Origin of the sequence: Pseudomonas sp. NFPP12, from assembly GCF_900103205.1 — a bacterium.
GTDB lineage: Bacteria > Pseudomonadota > Gammaproteobacteria > Pseudomonadales > Pseudomonadaceae > Aquipseudomonas > Aquipseudomonas protegens.
This window is the reverse complement of sequence record NZ_FMWW01000005.1, coordinates 146,162-166,097: the sequence shown is the minus strand read 5'-3', so window position 1 is coordinate 166,097 and position 19,936 is coordinate 146,162. Positions and strand designations below refer to the sequence as shown.

Below are 19,936 nucleotides of genomic sequence, written 5' to 3'. Positions count from 1 at the left end.
GGCAAGTTTCGCCGGCAAGCCGGCTCCTACAGGGGAGCCGGGGCGGGAGGGGTGAGGATCAGCGCTGCAGCACCAGGATCCTGGAGAGCAGTTCGTCGCGGTCGATGTAGCAGCCCTGGAAGTGTCGGGCGCCGCTGGCCGGGTCGAAGGCGTTGCGCGCGTGCAGGGTGCGGCGGTTGTCGAAGCACCAGAGCTGGCCCGGATCAAGGCGGCGGATCACCCGGAACCTTGCTTCGCGGGTCAGGGCGATAAAGCGCCGGTAGGCGCGGTACAGCCGGGGCATCTGTTGTTCGGTGGTGTCGAAAGGACCGCGCAGGAAATTGGCCATGCGAATTTCCGCCACTTCGCCCAAGGCATCCAGGGCGATGATCGGCGCCAGGCAGCGGTAGTCGCTGTGGCGGTCCTTGTTACGAAACTCGACGGGTATTTCACACAGCGCGCGGAAGGCGTCGGGGTCTTCGCGGCGCAAGGCATCGGCTATGGCAAAGCCGTCGACGAAAATGCTTTCGCCGCCTACCGCGTCATTCACCAGGCAATGCAGGAATTGCAGCCCCGGTTGCAGCTCGCGGGTCGGCAGATCGCTGTGCAGCGGCAGGTTGAAGGCGGTGTAGGCGTTGCTGTCGGCATCGGCCTTGGACTGCACGTTGAACAGCACGCCGAAATTGCTTTCGCGGATAAACGAAATACGCCGCGCAATCAGGGCCAGCGAGCCGGGTTCGGTGGGCGCGCCACGGATCTGGGTCAGGCCGGTATCGCGCAGGGCCAGCAACCATTGCAGGAGCACCTGGGGGTCCTCCATCAGCGCCTGGTACTGGAACACGGGCAGTTGCAGGCTGGCGTCCCACAGCGAGTGCCGGACCTTGGCGGCCTGCCGTTCTTCTCGCGACTGTCGATCATAGGCATGGGCCCGCAGCCAGCCGGGGTCGAAGCGGCTGCGGTGGCCGTCCGCCCAGTCGAGGTTCAGGCAGCCGTCGGCATCAATGCGTGCGGCGTTGCACTCGAGGTCTTCGGCAACATCGACGATTTCCAGCACCTGTTCGCGGGTCACGCTGTAGACGCATTGCGGGCAAGGGCAGTTGTCCCGCAGCCATTGATGGTGAAAAGGGCTGAGACGGCCGTCGGCCCAGTGCACCTGGAGCCGGTCCGGCAGGACCTGGACAGTGGCCAGTGCGCTGATCAACGGGTAACTGCGGTAGTCGGCAAGGGCGGCGGTGTTCACGGCGATCTCCTTTTCTTCTGAGGGCTATTTTGCCGCGGGCAGGGCGATCACCCGGCCGAGGCCGGCCGGGCGCGGCAGGTCCGCCTGCTCGGCGGCCAGGGTTTGCAGGCGTTGCAGCACCGGCTCGCTGAACGGCGCCGAACGCGGCCCGGCCAAGTCGACGTGGAGCAGCATTTGCTCGTTGCCTGCCAGCTCCCGGGGATCATCGAGTCTGTGCAGGCTGTGGTAGAGGTGCAGGCGCTTGCGATCGTGGCCGATGATCTGGGTGCGCACTTCGACCTCGGTGTCGAGCTTCACCTCATGCAGGTAGTTCAGGTGCAGTTCCAGGGTGAACAGCGAGTGGCCGCTGGCTTCGCGGTTGTCGCTGTCGAGCCCCAGGCGATCCATCAGGGCGTCAGTGGCATAGCTGAAGATCAGCAGGTAGAAGGCATCGCGCAGATGGCCGTTGTAATCGACCCAGTCGCTGATGATGCGGGTGCTGTAGGTGGTCAGGGCAGGCATAAGGTCACCGGATAACGGTAGGAGCCGGCTTGCCGGCGAAGGCGTCCGTTGGGTTTGCGCCTGGCTTGGCGGCCCGTTCGCCGGCAAGCCAGTTCCTACGGGGTTGGGTTAGTCGTGAAAGTGCATGCCGTGCTTGGCCTTGGTGGTTTTCACTGCCTCCAGCACCGCCAGCAGGCAGTCATCACGATAGCGCTCCAGGGCCGCAATGCTGTGGGTGCCCAGTTGCTCGGCGGTGCCTTCGACCACGTCGTCGATCAGCTTGTCGGTCAGCTCCGGGGCCGGCAGGTAGGTCCAGGGCAGTTGCAGCGCCGGGCCGAACTGGGCCATGAAGTGGCGCATGCCGGCGTCGCCGCCCGCCAGGGTGTAGGTGAGGAAGGTGCCCATGAACGACCAGCGCAGGCCGGCGCCAAAGCGGATCGCATCGTCGATTTCCCCGGTGGTCGCCACGCCGTCGTTGACCAGGTGCAGGGCCTCGCGCCACAGCGCTTCGAGAAGACGGTCGGCGATGAACCCCGGGACTTCCTTGCGCACGTGAAGGGCGCGCATCCCCAGGGATTCATAGACCTTGATCGCGACCTGGACCGCTTCGGGCGCGGTGCGCTTGCCGCCCACCACCTCCACCAGTGGCAGCAGGTACACCGGGTTGAACGGGTGGCCCACCACGCAGCGTTCCGGGTGGGTCGAGCCCTCGTAGAATTCGCTGGGCAAAAGGCCCGAGGTGCTGGAGCCGATCAGCGCCTCAGGCTTGGCCGCGGCGCTGATTCTGCTGTGCAGTTCCAGCTTGAGCTCCAGGCGTTCGGGAGCGCTTTCCTGGATGAAGTCGGCATCCTTCACGCATTCCTCGATGGTGTCGACGAAGCGCAGGCGCTGTTGTGATGCTCCGGGGGCCAGCCCTTGTTTTTCCAGCGCGCCCCAGGCATTGGCGACGCGCTTGCGCAGGGCCGCTTCGGCGCCGGGCGCCGGGTCCCAGGCCACTACGTCGAGGCCGTGGGCCAGGGCTCGGGCCACCCAGCCGCTGCCGATCACGCCGCTGCCCAGGGCGGCGAAAGTTTTGATGTCGGTAATAAAAGTCATCGCGTCTTCCTGGATAAAGAGTTCGTAGGAGCTGGCTTGCCAGCGAAGCTATTGGCGGCCTTGCGGGCCCCTTCGCCGGCACGCCGGCTGCTACGAGCTCGGATGTGACGGCCTCTTCGCGAGCAAGCTCGCTCCTACGGGGGGAGAGGTGGATTGGGGTCAGCCGCGTTGCTTCAGGCCCATTTTCTGCCGGCCTTCGGCCGGGGTCAGGACCCGGGCGCCGAGGCGGCTGAGGATTTCCGTGGCCCGTTCCACCAGTTGGCCGTTGGTGGCGAGCACGCCGCGATCCAGCCACAGGTTGTCTTCCAGGCCGACCCGCACGTTGCCCCCCAGCAGCACCGCTTGCGCAGCCATGGGCATCTGCATGCGGCCAATCCCGAAGCCGGCCCAGACCGCGTCCGCCGGCAGGTTGTCGACCATGGCCTTCATGGTGGTAGTGTCCGCCGGGGCGCCCCAGGGAATGCCCAGGCACAGCTGGAACAGCGGGTTGTCCAGCAGGCCTTCCTTGATCATCTGCTTGGCGAACCACAGGTGCCCGGTGTCGAAGATTTCCAGCTCGGCCTTCACTCCCAGCTCCTGGATACGCTTGGCGCCGGCCCGCAGTTGGGCCGGGGTGGAGACGTAGATGGTGTCGCCGTCGCCGAAGTTCAGGGTGCCGCAGTCCAGGGTGCAGATCTCCGGCAGCAGTTCCTCTACGTGGGCCAGGCGGGTCAAGGGGCCGACCAGGTCGGTGTTGGGGCCGAACTCCATGGGGTTCTCGCCGCCGCCGATCTCCAGGTCGCCGCCCATGCCGGCGGTGAGGTTGACGATGATGTCGATGTCGGCCTCGCGGATCCGCTCCATCACTTCGCGGTACAGCGCCACATCGCGGCTGAACTTGCCGGTGGCGGGGTCGCGCACATGGCAGTGCACCACGGTGGCGCCGGCCTTGGCGGCTTCTACGGCGGCCGCGGCGATCTGTTTCGGGGTGACCGGCACGTGCGGGCTCTTGGCGGTCGTGTCGCCAGCACCGGTGAGTGCGCAGGTGATGATGACGTCGTGGTTCATGGTGCGGTTCCTTACAGGCGTGTTTGCTGAGGGCGTGAGGTGGCCGTGCGCAGCCCAGGGCGGGCTGCGGGGCGGCAGTGGCGGTGGCTTATTTGCTGGTCAGTTGCAGGTGCTCGGCGGCCGGCTTGCCATCGAAGGTGGTGACCCCTTCCAGCCAGCGCTGCTGGTCCTGCGGGTGGTCCTTGAGCCATTGCCGCGCGGATTCCAGGGCATCCTTGTGATCCAGCAGCGGCTGCATCATGCGGCTCTCGTCTTCGGCGCTGAAGGTCAGGTTGGTCAACAGCCGGTGCACGTTCGGGCACTGCTCGGCGTAGTCAGGCGCGGTGACGGTCCACACCGTGGCCTGGCCTTCGTTGGGCCCCAGTGCGTTTTCGCTGCCGCTGAGGTAGGTCATCTTGAAGTTGACGTTCATCGGGTGCGGCGCCCAGCCGAAGAACACGATGGCTTCGTTGCGTTTCACCGCCCGGGCCACCGCCGACAACATGCCCGCCTCACTGGACTCCACCAACTGGAACTTGCCCAGGCCGAACTGGTTCTTGGCGATCATTTCCTTGATCTGGGTATTGGCTCCCGAACCCGGTTCGATGCCGTAGATCTTGCCACCCAGTTCCTTCTGGAACCTGGCGATGTCGGCAAAGGTCTTCAGACCCTTGTCCGCCAGGTAGGCCGGCACGGCCAGGGTGGCGCGGGCGTCCTTGAGGCTCGGTTCGGCCAGGACCTTGACCTGGTTGGCGTCGACGAAGGGGGTGATGGTCTGGGTCATCAGCGGGTTCCAGTAGCCCAGGAACAGGTCCAGGCGCTGGTCACGGATGCCGGCGAAGATGATCTGCTGGGAGGCACTGGTCTGCTTGGTCTTGTATCCGAGGCCGTCGAGCAGGACCTGGGTCAGGGCGCTGGTGGCGATCACGTCGGTCCAGTTGACCACGCCCAGGCGCACGTTCTGGCAACTGGCGGCATCGGCGGCCAGGGCCCCGCTGCTCAGAAAAACGCTACCACTAAGCGCAAGCACACAGCTGCTGATCAGTCGTTTCATGATGCTTTCCTCGGCAGGTCGTTATTGTCGGTCCCGGCGTCTTTGTGCGCAGGTGTTGCCAAGGTACGCAGGCGCCGCCGGTGGCAAGCGCACAGCGGCGACCGACTCTTGCACTGCAGCGACCTGCCCCCTTGTGGCATGGGGGCATTTGGCGTATCACAAGGCCCACGCTGGCCGTCACCGGAGTGCGTTGCATGTCCCAGGACTTCTATTTCCTGCTGATGCCGGGGTTTTCCGCCATCGGTTTCATCTCGGCCATCGAGCCGCTACGGGTGGCCAACCGCTTTCGTGGCGAGCTGTACCGCTGGCATGTGCTGAGCGCCGACGGCGGCGCGGTGCTGGCCAGCAATGGCATGTCGGTGAATGTCGATGCGGCCCTGGAGCCGCTGAAGAAAGGCGCAACCTTGTGGGTGGTGGCCGGTTTCGAGCCGTTGAAGTTTCTCACCCCGGCCCTGGAGCACTGGTTGCGGCGGCTGGAGGTGGAGGGCGTGACCCTGGGCGGGATCGACACCGGTAGCGTGATCCTCGCCGAGAGCGGTTTGCTGGAGGGGCACCGGGTGACCTTGCACTGGGAGGCCATCGAGGCCTTCAAGGAGTCCTACCCGCAACTGAGCGTGACCCAGGAGCTGTTCGAGATCGATCGACGGCGCATCACCTGTGCCGGCGGCACGGCGTCCATCGACATGATGCTCGACCTGATCGCCCAGGCCCACGGCCCGCAACTGGCGGTCCAGGTCAGCGAGCAGTTCGTGCTGGGGCGCATCCGCCCGCGCAAGGATCACCAGCGCATGGAAGTCGCCAGCCGCTACGGCATCAGCAACAAGAAGCTGGTGCAGGTGATCGGCGAAATGGAACAGCACAGCGAACCGCCCCTGAGTACCCTGGCCCTGGCCGAGTCGATCAAGGTCACCCGGCGCCAGCTGGAGCGCCTGTTCCGCCTGCACCTCAACGACACCCCGAGCAATTTCTACCTGGGCCTGCGCCTGGAGAAAGCCCGCAAACTGCTGCGCCAGACCGACATGAGCGTGCTGGAGGTGAGCATTGCCTGCGGGTTTGAATCGCCGTCCTACTTCACCCGCAGTTACCGCGCGCGTTTCGTGCGGTGCCCGCGGGAAGACCGGCGCCCGTCGGGCGGCGGCCGCGAGCTGGCTTGACTCGGGCTTGGTAGCGCCGGCCAGCCGGCTCCTAGGGTTACTTTTTCAGCAGGGCGGCGCAGGCGGCTTTGTAGGCTTCGTGCTGGTATTTGTTGAGGCTCGCGGCCAGAGCGAAGCCGTGCTTCTTGTACTGGGCGTTGATGGTCTGGGGCGACAGCAGGGTCACCTCGCAATTCTCCAGCAACTGAAACACGCCTTCGATCTTGAAGGTGGTGGGGCCGCCGGCGAACTCGCCTTTCTTGCTGCGCTTCTTGATGGCGATGCGGGTGATCCCGTGTTCGCGCACGAAGGCCCCGACCTGGCTGGCGAAGGCCTTGACGTTGGCGGCCTCGTCATCGTCTTCCAGGGCGATTTTCTTGGTGGCCAGCGGCTGGTGTTGCACCGCGCCGTCTTGCAGGGTGGCGAGGGCGAAGATGGCTTCGCTGCCTTTGATCTCGATACCGCAGATGCTCATGGGGAACCCTTTCAATCAGTGAGTGAGGCGCAGCTTACAGCTCCAGCTGGTCGGCGCGTATGCCGAAGGCGGCGGCGATCTTTTCCCGGGTGGCCCGGCGCGGCCGGGCGACGCTTTCCTGCTGGGCAAAGGCCGGCTGGGAGATCCCCAGGCGCCTGGCGACTTCGTCCTGGGTGAGGTGCAGGTGCTCGCGCCAGGCGCGGATCGGCGTGGCGCCGTCGACCATGCGGCTGACCACGTCATGGGGTATCAGATCGGCTTCCTTGTACTGCGCCATGTACTGCGCGTAGGGAATCACCACGAATGCCGGGCTGCCGTCCGGGCCGTGGATGATCTGGATGTCAGTAGGTACGTTCATCACGTTTCTTGACCTCTTGAACACTGACGATGTGTATGGCTCCGTCCCAGTCGAACAGGACCCGGTACTGCCCGACCCGAAGACGATAGGCATAAGTGTGGCCGGACAGGGCTTTGACGTTGCCACTGGCGGGCATGTCGGCCAGCAGGGCAATCGCATCGCGAACCTGGACCTGATGCTCGTGGTGCAGTCGCATCAACTGCTTGACCGCTTTTCTACTCCAGAGGATCTCGTTCATGGCGGACTATATAAGTCTTTTATAAGTAATGCGAATCCTTGCTTATATTTCCTGCCCGGCCAAGTGCAGAACCTTGTCCCTTTGTTGCCCGCGCCAGCATTACCAGGTCGTGGACTGTCCGCGCCGGTCCACCTCGTACACCTTCTGGCGCAGCAACCGCTCCTTGAGCCAGCGCTCGGCCTTGCCCATCACCCGTTGTCGGGCCCAGAGCAGGTCGACGCCGATCAGCCAGTCGGTATGGGGGTAGGCCCCCAGTTGCAGTTCCACCAGCTCGCCCTTGGCCAGTTCACGCTGGATCAGTTGCCGCGGCAGGGTGGCCCAGCCCAGGCCGGCGCGGACCATTTCCAGCAGCGCCAGGTAGTTTTCCGCCTGCCACAGCTGGGTGGAGCGCAGGTATTCGCTGCTGGGCAGCTTGTTGGCGTGGGCGCTGAAGGCCAGGCGCCGGTGCACGTGCAGGTCGTCGAAGGTCACGCTGTCGAGCTGCGCCAGCGGGTGGTCCGGGTGGCAGACGTGCAACATGATCAGCTTGCCCAATTGCTGGAACTCCAGCTCCTGGGGGTAGCCCGGTTGCGAGAAGGCGATGCCCAGCACCGCCTCACCCCGGGCCACCAGCTCGCTGGCGTCCCCGGACAGCGGGTGGCGGATCAGCAGGTCGACATAGGGAAAGGCCTGTTCGAACTCCCGCAGGGCCGGCATCAGCGGGCCATAGGGGGTTTCGATGACGATCGACAGGTGTGGCTCCACCACCTGCGACAGGCAGTCGGCGTTGGCCTGCAGGGTCAGGCAGCGCTCCAGCACCGCCTCGGCCTGCAGCAGCATCTTCTGCCCGGTGGCCGTCAGCACCGGGCTGCGAGCGCTGCGGTCGAACAGCTCGACCCCCAGGTCCGCCTCCAGGTTGCCGATGGCCACGCTGACCGTGGACTGGGTCTTGCCCAGCTTGCGTGCGGCGGCCGAGAACGAGCCGCTTTGCGCGGCCTGTACGAACATCTGCAGTTGATCCAGCGAAAAGCGCATCGCGGCTCCCGGCCCTGGAAGAGGGCTGTCTGATCCATCGTTAAAAACGATGGCTGCTCATTTGTTTCATCGTATTCAAGCACAGATCATGGCCCCGACGTCCGTACTTCCTGCCGGCGGCGCTTGCCCCGGATGCCTGCCAAAACAAAAGCAAAAGCTGCACCTTCAGGAGACCTGCGACATGACAATTTCCCGCGTGCATCCCGTGGACGAGGTCCTGCCCGTCCGCCAGCTGTTCACCTTCGGCCTGCAGCATGTGCTGGTGATGTATGCCGGTGCGGTGGCGGTGCCGTTGATTCTAGGCAATGCCCTGGGCCTGACCCCGGCGCAGGTGGTGCTGTTGATCAACGCCAACCTGCTGACCTCGGGCATCGCCACCCTGGTCCAGACCCTGGGGTTCTGGCGTTTTGGCGCGCGGCTGCCGTTGATCCAGGGCTGTTCGTTCATCGCCCTGGCACCGATGATCATGATCGGCAAGCAGTTCGGCCTGACCGAGGTGTTCGGCGCGGTGATCGCCGCAGGCGTCATCACCATTGCCCTGGCGCCGCTGTTCAGCCGTTTGCTGCGGTTTTTCCCGCCCGTAGTGATCGGCAGCCTGATCACCATCATCGGCATTTCCCTGATGCCGGCAGCGGCGATCTGGCTCGGCGGCGGCAACCCCGCGGCGGACGATTTCGGCGCGCCGGCCAACCTGCTGCTGGGGCTGGCCACGGTAGCGGTGACGCTGGTGATTTACGGCAAGTTCTCGGGCTTTATCGGCAACCTCAGCGTGCTCATCGGCTTGCTGGTGGGCAGCCTGATCGCCGCGGCGTTCGGCATGACCGACTTTGCCCAGGTGAGCCAGGCGGCCTGGTTCGAACTGAGCCGGCCCATGGCGTTTGGGGCTCCACAGTTTTCCCTGGTGCCGATCCTGATCATGACCCTGGCGATGCTGGTGATCATGGCCGAGACCACCGGCAACTGCCTGGCCATCGGCAAGCTCACCGGCAAGCCGACCACCCAGCGCACCCTGGGCGATGCGTTCCGCGCCGATGGCCTGTCGACCCTGCTCGGCGGCCTGTTCAATAGCTTTCCCTACAACGCCTTTACCCAGAACACCGGGCTGATCGCGCTGTCCAGGGTCAAGAGCCGCTTCGTGGTGGCTGCGGCCGGGGCAATCATGGTGCTCATGGGGCTGTTTCCCAAGCTGGGTGCCCTGGTGGCCGCGGTGCCGACCCCGGTGCTTGGCGGTTGCGCCATCGTGATGTTCGGCATGACTACAGTGGCCGGCATCCAGGAACTGTCGCGGGTGCCGTTCGAAGGTACGCGCAACGCCATCGTGGTGGCGGTGTCGGTCAGCGTCGGGGTGCTGCCGATGTCCTTCCCGGCGCTGTTCGCCCATCTGCACGGTCCCCTCAGGCTGGTGCTGGAAAGCGGCATCTTCCTTGGCGCCATCACCGCGATCGTTCTCAACCTGCTGCTCAACCCCCGTGAGGCCGCCACCCAGGTGCTGGCAGCCCATGTCGAGCTCAATGACTGACGTTTTTCTCGCCGCCATTGCTGTGGCGGCTCCTGCCCATGAAAAGGAGGTCAAGATGACCCAGATTCTTTCTTCCATCCCTGCCGGCGTCACCGAATTGGACCTGCACTTGCTGCGCCAGAGCATCCAGCTCGCCGAAGAGGCCAAGGCCCGCGGCCGTCATCCGTTCGCGGCCCTGGTGGCCGATCGCGACGGCAAGGTCATCGCCAGCGCCGGCAACAACTCGATGCCCCCCGAAGGCGACCCGACCCAGCACGCCGAACTGGCGGCAGCGGCGCTGGCGGCCAAGCGCCTCAGCCCCCAGGCCCTGGCCGAGTGCACCCTGTACACCAGCGCCGAGCCCTGCTGCATGTGCGCCGGGGCCATCTACTGGACCGGCATTGGTCGGGTGGTCTACGCCTTGTCTGAACATGAGCTGCTGGAGTTGACCGGCGACCACCCGGAAAACCCGACCTTTTCCCTGCCGTGCCGCGAAGTGTTCGCCCGTGGGCAGCGGCAGATCCCGGTGTTCGGGCCGATGCTTGAGAGCGAGGCCGCGCTGGCGCACAAGGGCTTCTGGAAATGAACGGCGGCCTATCCATCCATGTGGTGGACGTCGCCAGCGGCAAGGTGGCCGAAGGCATGGCGGTGCGGGTGCGCCGCCTGGGCGGCGAGCTGCTCTGCGCAGGGCGAATTGCCGGCAACGGCTTGCTGAGCGAGCTTGCCGAGCGCTCGGCGAGCTTCGGCCAGGGCGTCTACGAAGTGGAGCTGGACGTGGCGGCGTTCTATCGCGAGCAAGGCCAGGCGCTGCCGCCGGTGCCCTTCCTCGAGGTGCTGGTGTACCGCTTCGGCCTGGATGATCCGGGCCAGCACTACCACCTGCCGTTCAAGCTCACCGCCTGGGGCGTCTCGTGCTTTCGCGGTGGCGCCTGACCCGGCGCTGACCTGTAGGAGCGAGCTTGCTCGCGAAACGCTCGCAGCCACCACAACCGGTTTGCCAGAGCGCTTTTCGCGGGCCGGCCCGCTCCTAGCGGTGGCGGGTCATTCCTGGGCGATGGATTCGATGAACTCCGAGCGTTCGTCGCTCATGCGCGCCAGGCAGTCATTGGTGGCGATGGTGTAGGCCTTGGTGCCGGGCTTGGCCGGAAAGGACTCCATCGCGCAGTCGGCGTCGCGCTGCTTCTGCCACAGTTGCTGGGCATTTTTGACCTTGGCGCTGATGTCGGCCAGTTGCCCTTTGTCGCTGCCATAGAGGGTGCCCAGGCGTTCCAGCAGGCTCTGCACGTTGTCGCCCAGCAACTGTTCGGCGGTGGTCCTGTTGTAGGTCGCGCATTCCAGGGTCTGCACGTCGTTTTCCACGCCGTCGCAGGGCGTGTTGTCGGCCTCTTCGGCCGCCTGTACGCCTGTCGTTATCAGTAACAAGGCCAGGAAGATCGGTTTCATTGCAGCGCTGCCCTCATCCAGTGACGCTTTCGTTGAAGCGGCGAATTCTGGCGCAAGCCCCGGGCAAAGAACAGAGGCCACCCATGCCCTCCGTCCGGCCCTTTGTCGGCGCTTGACGCTTTCGGCAATTCCCCTGTCGTTTTTGCACCCAGGCGCCCCGGCCCTCAAGCATATGCTGACCCCAAAGCGCCGGCAGACGATTCGGCGCATGAATCGCCAATAAGGGGACAGCCTGATGAGCCCAGCCGAACTACACGCCGACAGCATCGTTATCGACGGGCTGATCATTGCCAAGTGGAACCGCGAGCTGTTCGAGGACATGCGCAAGGGCGGCCTGACCGCAGCCAACTGCACCGTGTCGGTTTGGGAAGGTTTCCAGGCCACGGTCAACAACATTGCCTCCAGCCAGAAGCTGATACGCGAAAACAGCGACCTGGTGATGCCCGTGCGCACCACCGCGGACATTCGCAAGGCCAAGGAGCTGGGCAAGACCGGCATCCTCTTCGGCTTCCAGAATGCCCATGCCTTCGAAGACCAGATCGGCTACGTCGAGGTGTTCAAACAGCTGGGCGTGGGCATCGTGCAGATGTGCTACAACACCCAGAACCTGGTGGGCACCGGCTGCTACGAGCGTGATGGCGGGCTCTCCGGGTTCGGCCGCGAGATCGTCGCCGAGATGAACCGCGTCGGGGTCATGTGCGACCTGTCCCACGTTGGTTCCAAGACCAGCGAGGAAGTGATCCTCGAATCCAAGAAGCCGGTCTGCTACTCCCACTGCCTGCCGTCGGGGCTCAAGGAGCACCCGCGCAACAAGTCCGATGCCGAACTGAAATTCATCGCCGACCACGGCGGTTTCGTCGGCGTGACCATGTTCGCGCCGTTCCTGGCCAAGGGCATCGACTCCACCATCGACGACTACGCCGAAGCCATCGAATACACCATGAACATCGTCGGTGAAGATTCGATTGGCATCGGCACCGACTTCACCCAGGGCCATGGCCAGGACTTCTTCGAGTACCTGACCCACGACAAGGGCTACGCCCGGCGCCTGACCAACTTCGGCAAGATCATCAACCCCCTGGGCATCCGCACCGTGGGCGAGTTCCCCAACCTCACCGAGACCCTGCTCAAGCGCGGCCACAGCGAGCGCGTGGTGCGCAAGATCATGGGCGAGAACTGGGTCAATGTCCTGAAGGACGTCTGGGGCGAATAACGCCACCCCCCACAGCACATTCCTGTAGCCGCTGCCGCAGGCTGCGATCGGCTCCGAAGGAGACGCGCTCTTGCGGCCCTCGGAAGGCTCTTCGAGCCTTTTCGCAGCCTGCGGCAGCGGCTACAGACGTACTTATCCACAGAATTCCGGAGTTTTGAAACATGGCCAAGATCGCCCCGCAATTGCCTATCGAAGTCGACAGCGAAACCGGTGTCTGGACCTCCGACGCCCTGCCGATGCTCTACGTGCCACGGCATTTCTTCGTCAACAACCACATGGGCATCGAGGAAGTACTGGGCGCCGAGGCCTATGCCGAGATCCTTTACAAGGCCGGCTACAAGTCCGCCTGGCACTGGTGCGAAAAAGAAGCCGAATGCCACGGCCTGGAAGGCGTCGCGGTGTTCGAGCACTACATGAAGCGCCTGTCCCAGCGCGGCTGGGGCCTGTTCAAGATCCAGGACATCGACCTGGATAAAGGCACCGCCAGCGTCAAGCTCGAACACTCGGCCTTCGTCTACGTGTACGGCAAGGTCGGGCGCAAGGTCGACTACATGTTCACCGGCTGGTTCGCCGGCGCCATGGACCAGATCCTGGCCGCCCGTGGCAGCAAGATCCGCACCGTGGCAGAGCAGGTTTACGGTGGTTCCGAAGAAGGCCACGACGATGGCCTGTTCGTCGTCAAACCGTTGTAAGCGGAGTTAAGAAAAATGGCTTTCGAAGCGATGTTCCAGCCGATCCAGATCGGCAAACTGACCATCCGCAACCGTGTGCTGAGCACCGCGCACGCCGAGGTCTACGCCACCGACGGCGGCATGACGACTGAACGGTATGTGAAGTACTACGAGGAAAAGGCCAAGGGCGGCATCGGCCTGGCGATCTGTGGCGGTTCCTCGGTGGTGGCCATCGACAGCCCCCAGGAGTGGTGGAGCTCGGTGAACCTGTCCACCGACCGGATCATCCCGCATTTCCAGAACCTGGCCGACGCCATGCACAAGCATGGCGCCAAGATCATGATCCAGATTACCCACATGGGCCGGCGCTCGCGCTGGGACGGTTTCAACTGGCCGACCCTGATGTCGCCGTCCGGGGTGCGCGAGCCAGTGCACCGCGCCACCTGCAAGACCATCGAGCCGGAGGAGATCTGGCGGGTGATCGGCAACTACGCCCAGGCCGCGCGCCGGGCCAAGGCCGGTGGCCTGGACGGTGTCGAGCTGTCGGCGGTGCACCAGCACATGATCGACCAGTTCTGGAGCCCGCGGGTCAACAAGCGCACCGACGAATGGGGCGGCACCTTCGAGAAACGCATGCGTTTCGGCCTGGAAGTGCTCAAGGCGGTACGCGCTGAAGTGGGCGATGATTTCTGCGTGGGCATGCGCCTGTGCGGCGACGAATTCCACCCGGACGGCCTGTCCCATGAGGACATGAAGCAGATCGCCAAGTATTACGACGACACCGGCATGCTGGACTTCATCGGCGTGGTGGGTTCGGGCTGCGACACCCACAACACCCTGGCCAACGTGATCCCCAACATGAGCTTCCCGCCGGAGCCGTTCCTGCACCTGGCGGCGGGCATCAAGGAAGTGGTCAAGGTCCCGGTGCTGCACGCGCAGAACATCAAGGACCCGAACCAGGCCACGCGGATTCTCGAAGGCGGTTACGTCGACATGGTGGGCATGACCCGCGCGCACATGGCCGACCCGCACCTGATCGCCAAGATCAAGATGGGCCAGATCGACCAGATCAAGCAGTGCGTCGGCGCCAACTACTGCATCGACCGCCAGTATCAGGGCCTGGACGTGCTGTGCATCCAGAACGCCGCCACGTCCCGTGAGTACATGGGCGTGCCGCACATCATCGAGAAAACCACCGGCATCAAGCGCAAGGTGGTGGTGGTCGGTGCCGGTCCTGCCGGTATGGAAGCCGCTCGCGTCGCCGCCGAACGCGGCCACGACGTGACCCTGTTCGAGAAGAAGGAAGCCATTGGCGGGCAGATCACCACCGCCTCCAAGGCCCCGCAACGGGATCAGATCGCCGGTATCACCCGCTGGTATCAGCTGGAGCTGGCGCGCTTGAAAGTCGACCTGCGCCTGGGCACCGCGGCGGACAGCGCGACCATCCTCGACCTGCGCCCCGACGTGGTGGTGCTGGCCGTGGGCGGCCATCCGTTCATCGAGCAGAACGAGCACTGGGGCGCCGACGAAGGGTTGGTGGTCAGCAGCTGGGACATCCTCGACGGCAAGGTGGCACCGGGCAAGAACGTGCTGGTGTACGACACCATCTGCGAGTTCACCGGCATGTCGGTCACCGACTTCATTGCCGACAAGGGTTCGCAAGTGGAGATTGTCACCGACGACATCAAGCCGGGCATCGCCGTGGGCGGCACCTCGTTCCCTACCTACTACCGCAGCCTGTACCCCAAGGAAGTGATCATGACCGGGGACCTGACCCTGGAGAAGGTCTACCGCGAGGGCGACAAGCTGGTGGCGGTGCTGGAGAACGAATACACCGGCGCCCGGGAGGAACGGGTGGTGGATCAGGTGGTGGTGGAAAACGGCGTGCGTCCCGACGAGGAGCTCTACTACGGGCTCAAGGAAGGTTCGCGCAACAAGGGCCAGATGGACGTCGAGGCGCTGTTCGCGATCAAGCCGCAGCCGTGCCTGAGCGAGACGGGGGAGGGCTACCTGTTGTTCCGCATCGGCGACTGCGTGTCCCAGCGCAACACCCATGCCGCGATCTACGACGCACTGCGCCTGTGCAAGGATTTCTAAGCCACTTCCTGTAGGAGCCGGCTTGCCGGCGATCGGCACTGGCGAGATACCGCGTGCCGCCTGATCGCTGGGAAGCCAGCTCCTACAAGGCCCCAGGTCTTTGGGAGCTCCACCATGTTGAACACCCTTCTTCCCATTCTGTTGTTCGCCGCCATCGGCCTTGCGGTCCTTGGCGCGCTGCGACGCGTGGCCATGTGGCGCCGGGGGCGAGCCTCCAAGGTCGATCTGATTGGCGGCCTGCTGGCCATGCCCAAGCGCTACATGGTTGATCTGCACCACGTGGTGGCCCGGGACAAATACATGGCCAACACCCACGTGGCCACGGCGGGGGGCTTTGTCCTGGCCGCCGTGCTGGCGATCCTGGTGCACGGTTTCGGCCTGCACAACCGCATCCTGGGTTATGCCTTGCTGCTGGCCACCACGCTGATGTTCGTCGGCGCGCTGTTCGTCGCCAAGCGCCGGCGCAACCCGCCGGCGCGGCTGTCCAAAGGGCCGTGGATGCGCCTGCCCAAAAGCCTGCTGGCATTCTCCGTGAGCTTCTTCGTGGCGACCCTGCCGGTGGCCGGGATCCTTCCGGAAAACTTCGGTGGCTGGCTGCTGGCGGCGCTGCTTGCGCTGGGTGTGCTCTGGGGCGTGTCCGAGCTGTTCTTCGGCATGACCTGGGGCGGGCCGATGAAGCACGCCTTCGCTGGTGCCCTGCACCTGGCCTGGCACCGGCGCGCCGAGCGCTTTGGTGGCGGACGCTCCACCGGCCTCAAACCGTTGGACCTGGAAGACCCGAACGCGCCTTTGGGGGTGGAAAAGCCCAAGGACTTCACCTGGAACCAGTTGCTGGGCTTCGACGCCTGCGTGCAGTGCGGCAAGTGCGAGGCGGCATGCCCGGCCTTCGCCGCCGGCCAGCCGCTGAACCCGAAGAAACTGATCCAGGACATGGTGGTCGGCCTGGCCGGCGGTACCGACGCGCAGTTCGCTGGCAGCCCGTACCCTGGCAAGGCCATCGGCGAACACGGCGGCAACCCGCACCAGCCCATCGTCAACGGCCTGGTGGACGCCGAGACCCTGTGGTCCTGCACCACCTGCCGGGCCTGTGTCGAGGAATGCCCGATGATGATCGAACACGTCGATGCCATCGTCGACATGCGTCGCCACCTGACCCTGGAGAAGGGCGCCACGCCGAACAAGGGCGCCGAGGTCCTGGAAAACCTCATTGCCACCGACAACCCCGGCGGCTTCAACCCCGGCGGGCGGATGAACTGGGCGGCGGACCTGAACCTGTCCCTGCTCAGCGACAAACAAAGCACCGACGTGCTGTTCTGGGTCGGCGACGGCGCCTTCGACATGCGCAACCAGCGCACCCTGCGGGCCTTCGTCAAAGTGCTCAAGGCGGCCAAGGTGGACTTCGCCGTGCTCGGCCTGGAAGAGCGCGACAGCGGTGACGTGGCCCGGCGCCTGGGCGACGAAGCGACTTTCCAGCTGCTGGCCAAGCGCAACATCCAGACCCTGGCCAAGTACCGCTTCAAGCGCATCGTCACCTGCGATCCCCACAGTTTCCATGTGCTGAAGAACGAGTACGGCGCCTTCGATGGCAACTACCTGGTGCAGCACCACAGCACCTACCTGGCCGAGCTGATCGGCGCCGGTGCGCTGAACCTGGGCCAGCACAAGGGCAGCAGCGTGACCTATCACGATCCTTGCTACCTGGGTCGTTACAACGGTGAGTACGAAGCGCCGCGCGAGGTACTGCGGGCCTTGGGCATCGAGATCAAGGAAATGCAGCGCTCGGGCTTCCGTTCCCGTTGCTGCGGCGGTGGCGGCGGCGCGCCGATCACCGACATTCCGGGCAAGCAACGGATTCCCGACATGCGCATGCAGGACATCCGCGAAACCGGCGCCGAGCTGGTGGCCGTGGGTTGTCCACAGTGCACGGCGATGCTCGAAGGGGTGGTGGAGCCGCGGCCGATGATCAAGGACATCGCCGAACTGGTAGCCGACGCCTTGCTCGAAGACGCCGCCCCGAGCAAAGCGCCGGCGTCGGTGAAACCTGAACCTGCGGAGGTGCACTGATGAGCGACATTATCCGCCGCGATCCCCGGGCCGAGTGGATCGCCCGCAACCGCCTGCACCCGCTGCACGCGGCCATGCAGCCGGCGCAACACAGCTGGATGGGGCCCAATGGCCTGATCCGCAAGAACCCCCACGGCATCGGTTTCATCGGCCCCAACGGCCTCAAGCGCATCGACCGCAGTGGCGCCCAGCAGGGCGGCAGCGCCAAGCGCACGGCAGCGGCCGAGGTGCAGTTGCCGCTGCATCAAGTGGCGCAGCCGGCGTTCTACATCAGCGTGGTGCCGGACATGGTCGGTGGCCGCCTGAGCAGCCACGACCGCGACCTGCTGGGCTTGGCCCATCAGTTGGCGGGCCAGGACGGCGCGGTGCTGGCGGTGGTGTTCGGCGAACACAAGGAATCGGCCTTCGCCACCGCGGGTGTCGACCGCCTGCTGGTGCTGCAAGGCAGCGAGTTCGAAGGTTATGCACCGGAGCAACGGGTGCAGGGCCTGCGGGCTGTGGATAACCAGTTCAGCCCGCGTCACTGGCTGCTGCCCGACAGCCGCACCGGCGGCGGCGAACTGGGCCGGCGCTTTGCCGCGGCCCTGGGCGAACGCCCGGCGACCCGGGTCTGGCAGGTCAAGGACGGGCAGTGCATCGGCCGTGCCGGCGCCGGCCTGCAGGACCTGGCGCGGCCGGTGGCGCGCTTGATCCTGGCCGCCGCCGAATGCGCGGAGCCGGTCAGCGAAACCCGCCACGAAGCCTTGGCGGTGGAGTTATCCACAAGCGTGGCCCGCAGCCTGGCGCGGATCGAAGACCTGGGCGCGGTGGCGGTGGACCCGGCGGCGATTCCCATGGCCGAGGCCGAATTCATCTTTTCCGGGGGCAACGGGGTCAAGGACTGGCCGCTGTTTCACCAGGCCGCCGCCGCCCTGGGGGCCACCGAAGGCGCTTCGCGGGTGGCGGTGGACGACGGCTTCATGGCCCGCGACCGGCAAGTGGGGGCCAGTGGTATCTGGGTCACCGCGCGGGTCTATGTGGCGGTGGGGATTTCCGGAGCGATCCAGCACCTGCAAGGCATTGGTGCCTGCGACAAGGTGGTGGCGATCAACCTCGACCCGGGTTGCGACATGATCAAGCGTGCCGACCTGTCGGTGATTGGCGACAGCGCGGAGATTCTCAAGGCCTTGATCGCGGCGGTAGCGGCCTACCGCAACGACGCCAAGCGCGATGCGGCTTAAGGGGATGTTATGCACAGCAATGTAATCAGCCTGATTTCGATTGGCGCCCACCCCACCTCCGGCCGCCCGCGGCGTGCCGAACAGGATGCCCGGGCAGTGGAACTGGGCCTGCAACTGGCCGGTGCGCAGTTGCAGGTGCTGCATGCCGGCGATGTAGCCGAGCCGGCCCTGCGTGCCTACCTGGGCATGGGCCTGGAACAGCTGCATGTGCTGGAGCAGCCGGCGGGCGCCGATGCCCTGCCGGCACTGGCCCAGTACCTGCGTCATGCCGGCGCCCAGGTGGTGCTCACCGGCAGCCAGGCGGAAACCGGCGAGGGCTCGGGGATGCTGCCATTCCTGCTGGCGGAAAACCTCGGCTGGCCGCTGGTGGTGGGGCTGGCCCAGGTCGAGTCCCTGGGGGATGGCGTGGCCCATGTCCTGCAAGCCTTGCCTCGCGGCCAGCGACGCCGGCTCAAGGTGCGCCTGCCATTCCTCGCCACTGTGGATAACGCCGCCCCCAAGCCGCGCCAGAGCGCCTACGGCCCGGCGCGGCGGGGCGTGCTCGAAACCGACCAGGTGCTGGTGGTGGAGGACGAGTTGTTCACAGGCTCCAGCCTGCAACCGGCCAAGCCGCGCCCCAAGCGCCTGAAAGTGATCAAGGCCAAGAGCGGCGCCGACCGCATGAAAGCCGCTACCGCCAAGGCCAGCGGCGGCACCGGCCAGGTACTCAAGGGCGCCAGCCCTGAGGCGGGTGCCGAAGCCATTCTCAAATTGCTCATCGAAGAAGGCGTAGTGCGCTGACCCCAGGGTTATGCACAACCCCTTGCACCGCTGTTCGCTGGCAAGCCAGCTCCTACGGAGGGAAATGTACCCATGCCCTGTAGGAGCCGGCTTGCCGGCGAAGAGGCCAGCGCGGTTTTGCACAATTCCCGGGCGCAGCCGTGCGCTGGCAAGCCAGTTCCCACAAGGGGAAATGCACCGATGCCTTGTAGGAGCCGGCTTGCCGGCGAAGAGGCCGGCGCGGTTTTGCACAATTCCCGGCCGTCTTTCGCGACAGGGGGGTAGGGTTACTCACAATCCCTGTGTGCGGACCTGTGGATAAGGTGTTCGCGCCTCGCTCCAGCCCTTGTGTAGCAGGCCCTTGCGCCGCCTGTACGATTTTTGATCAGGCTAAGTCGGCGTTTTTTATGGCGTTTTTTCCATGATGGGAAAACCCTCGGGCAGACTTTTGCACAGCAGTTGCCCCCAAAGTCTGTTGGCGCTTCTGTGGATAAGATGTTCGCTTAGCGCTGTATCCCTTGCAGAACGGGGCTTTCAAGACTTTGTTCAAAAAACGACCAAATGCTGGTTTTTCCGCAGAATATCCTGGCGTGGCCCTGATAATGCACGGCTTTTGGCGGTTTTCCACAGTGCCCGACTAGTGCACCCGAGTTGCCCCCAAAGTCTGTTGGCCGTTCTGTGGATAAGGTGTTCGCCTTCCTCTGTAGCCCTCTGAATACGTGGCTTTGATGGCTGTGTTCAAAAAATGATCAATACCTTGTGAAACAGCACTTTCTACATAAGTCACGGATTTTATTGCCATTGCCCGGCGAAATATCCCCAAGCCAGAGGAACTTGCCCACAGTTGCTGTGGGCCAAGGTGTGGATAAGGTGTTCGTC

Annotated in this window: 20 protein-coding genes; 10 read left to right on the top strand and 10 right to left on the bottom strand. The window is 64.8% G+C overall.

The genetic code is table 11. The features are described 5' to 3' along the window. Positions 1-58: 58 nt before the first annotated feature. From BLS75_RS21870 to BLS75_RS21850, 5 genes are all read right to left on the bottom strand, one after another. Positions 59-1,219: a gamma-butyrobetaine dioxygenase gene (locus BLS75_RS21870; protein WP_072451778.1), complete on the bottom strand. Its 1,161-nt coding sequence runs from the start codon at positions 1,217-1,219 to the stop codon at positions 59-61. Positions 1,220-1,243: 24 nt separating this feature from the next. Beyond that, positions 1,244-1,720, bottom strand: coding sequence for a thioesterase family protein (locus BLS75_RS21865; protein ID WP_072451777.1), 477 nt, complete (start codon positions 1,718-1,720; stop codon positions 1,244-1,246). 108 nt (positions 1,721-1,828) lie between these two features. Further along, positions 1,829-2,794 (bottom strand): L-carnitine dehydrogenase, encoded by a 966-nt coding sequence (locus tag BLS75_RS21860; RefSeq protein ID WP_072451776.1) that lies wholly within the window; start codon positions 2,792-2,794, stop codon positions 1,829-1,831. A gap of 159 nt (positions 2,795-2,953) precedes the next feature. Beyond that, complete coding sequence (locus BLS75_RS21855; RefSeq protein ID WP_019095257.1) at positions 2,954-3,841, bottom strand: 3-dehydrocarnitine:acetyl-CoA trimethylamine transferase CdhC; 888 nt, start codon at positions 3,839-3,841, stop codon at positions 2,954-2,956. Positions 3,842-3,929: 88 nt separating this feature from the next. Next, complete coding sequence (locus tag BLS75_RS21850) at positions 3,930-4,874, bottom strand: choline ABC transporter substrate-binding protein (RefSeq protein WP_041120180.1); 945 nt, start codon at positions 4,872-4,874, stop codon at positions 3,930-3,932. A gap of 194 nt (positions 4,875-5,068) precedes the next feature. Here BLS75_RS21850 and BLS75_RS21845 point away from each other — a divergent pair, with 194 nt between their 5' ends. Further along, entirely contained in the window at positions 5,069-6,028 is a 960-nt protein-coding gene (locus BLS75_RS21845) for a GlxA family transcriptional regulator (protein WP_015637314.1), read from the top strand. Positions 6,029-6,065: 37 nt separating this feature from the next. Here BLS75_RS21845 and BLS75_RS21840 read toward each other — a convergent pair whose 3' ends face one another. The 4 genes from BLS75_RS21840 to BLS75_RS21825 all read right to left on the bottom strand — a co-directional run bounded on the left by BLS75_RS21840 (position 6,066) and on the right by BLS75_RS21825 (position 8,092). Continuing rightward, positions 6,066-6,482, bottom strand: coding sequence for a DUF3010 family protein (locus BLS75_RS21840; RefSeq protein ID WP_011063925.1), 417 nt, complete (start codon positions 6,480-6,482; stop codon positions 6,066-6,068). Between the two features lie 34 nt (positions 6,483-6,516). Further along, positions 6,517-6,840: a helix-turn-helix domain-containing protein gene (locus BLS75_RS21835; protein ID WP_015637312.1), complete on the bottom strand. Its 324-nt coding sequence runs from the start codon at positions 6,838-6,840 to the stop codon at positions 6,517-6,519. Next, on the bottom strand, positions 6,824-7,078 hold the full coding sequence (locus tag BLS75_RS21830; RefSeq protein WP_011063923.1) for a type II toxin-antitoxin system RelE family toxin: 255 nt from the start codon (positions 7,076-7,078) through the stop codon (positions 6,824-6,826). The genes BLS75_RS21835 and BLS75_RS21830 overlap by 17 nt, the downstream gene beginning before the upstream one ends. Positions 7,079-7,177: 99 nt before the next feature. After that, entirely contained in the window at positions 7,178-8,092 is a 915-nt protein-coding gene (locus BLS75_RS21825) for a LysR family transcriptional regulator (protein ID WP_011063922.1), read from the bottom strand. Between the two features lie 181 nt (positions 8,093-8,273). Between BLS75_RS21825 and BLS75_RS21820 the strand changes: the two genes are divergently transcribed. The 3 genes from BLS75_RS21820 to BLS75_RS21810 are packed head-to-tail and all read left to right on the top strand — an operon-like array spanning position 8,274 to position 10,523. After that, a complete protein-coding gene (locus BLS75_RS21820; RefSeq protein WP_072451775.1) occupies positions 8,274-9,611 on the top strand; it encodes a nucleobase:cation symporter-2 family protein in 1,338 nt (445 codons plus the stop codon). 55 nt (positions 9,612-9,666) lie between these two features. Beyond that, positions 9,667-10,176 carry a nucleoside deaminase gene (locus tag BLS75_RS21815; protein WP_041120175.1) on the top strand — a complete coding sequence of 170 codons (510 nt, stop codon included), beginning with the start codon at positions 9,667-9,669 and terminating at the stop codon, positions 10,174-10,176. Then, the gene (locus BLS75_RS21810) at positions 10,173-10,523 is read left to right on the top strand and encodes a hydroxyisourate hydrolase (RefSeq protein ID WP_072451774.1); all 351 of its coding nucleotides are present in this window, start codon (positions 10,173-10,175) and stop codon (positions 10,521-10,523) included. The genes BLS75_RS21815 and BLS75_RS21810 overlap by 4 nt, the downstream gene beginning before the upstream one ends. A 108-nt stretch (positions 10,524-10,631) precedes the next feature. On the opposite strand, the gene BLS75_RS21805 is transcribed toward BLS75_RS21810, so the two are convergent. Next, positions 10,632-11,033, bottom strand: a complete 402-nt coding sequence (locus BLS75_RS21805; protein ID WP_019095253.1) for a lysozyme inhibitor LprI family protein — start codon at positions 11,031-11,033, stop codon at positions 10,632-10,634. A 235-nt stretch (positions 11,034-11,268) separates the two neighbouring features. On the opposite strand from BLS75_RS21805, the gene BLS75_RS21800 reads away from it, so the two are divergent. The 6 genes from BLS75_RS21800 (at position 11,269) to BLS75_RS21775 (ending at position 19,078) form a co-directional block, all read left to right on the top strand. Then, on the top strand, positions 11,269-12,246 hold the full coding sequence (locus tag BLS75_RS21800; RefSeq protein WP_053154285.1) for a dipeptidase: 978 nt from the start codon (positions 11,269-11,271) through the stop codon (positions 12,244-12,246). Between the two features lie 161 nt (positions 12,247-12,407). Beyond that, on the top strand, positions 12,408-12,938 hold the full coding sequence (locus tag BLS75_RS21795; RefSeq protein WP_016962810.1) for a 4-vinyl reductase: 531 nt from the start codon (positions 12,408-12,410) through the stop codon (positions 12,936-12,938). A 15-nt stretch (positions 12,939-12,953) separates the two neighbouring features. Continuing rightward, the gene (gene dgcA / locus BLS75_RS21790) at positions 12,954-15,014 is read left to right on the top strand and encodes a dimethylglycine demethylation protein DgcA (RefSeq protein WP_072451773.1); all 2,061 of its coding nucleotides are present in this window, start codon (positions 12,954-12,956) and stop codon (positions 15,012-15,014) included. A 114-nt stretch (positions 15,015-15,128) separates the two neighbouring features. Continuing rightward, complete coding sequence (gene dgcB / locus BLS75_RS21785) at positions 15,129-17,078, top strand: dimethylglycine demethylation protein DgcB (protein WP_072451772.1); 1,950 nt, start codon at positions 15,129-15,131, stop codon at positions 17,076-17,078. Further along, the gene (locus BLS75_RS21780) at positions 17,078-18,298 is read left to right on the top strand and encodes an electron transfer flavoprotein subunit alpha (protein WP_072451771.1); all 1,221 of its coding nucleotides are present in this window, start codon (positions 17,078-17,080) and stop codon (positions 18,296-18,298) included. Before dgcB ends, BLS75_RS21780 begins: the two co-directional genes overlap by 1 nt. A 9-nt stretch (positions 18,299-18,307) precedes the next feature. Next, entirely contained in the window at positions 18,308-19,078 is a 771-nt protein-coding gene (locus tag BLS75_RS21775) for an electron transfer flavoprotein subunit beta (protein ID WP_072451770.1), read from the top strand. The last annotated feature ends 858 nt before the right edge of the window (positions 19,079-19,936 follow it).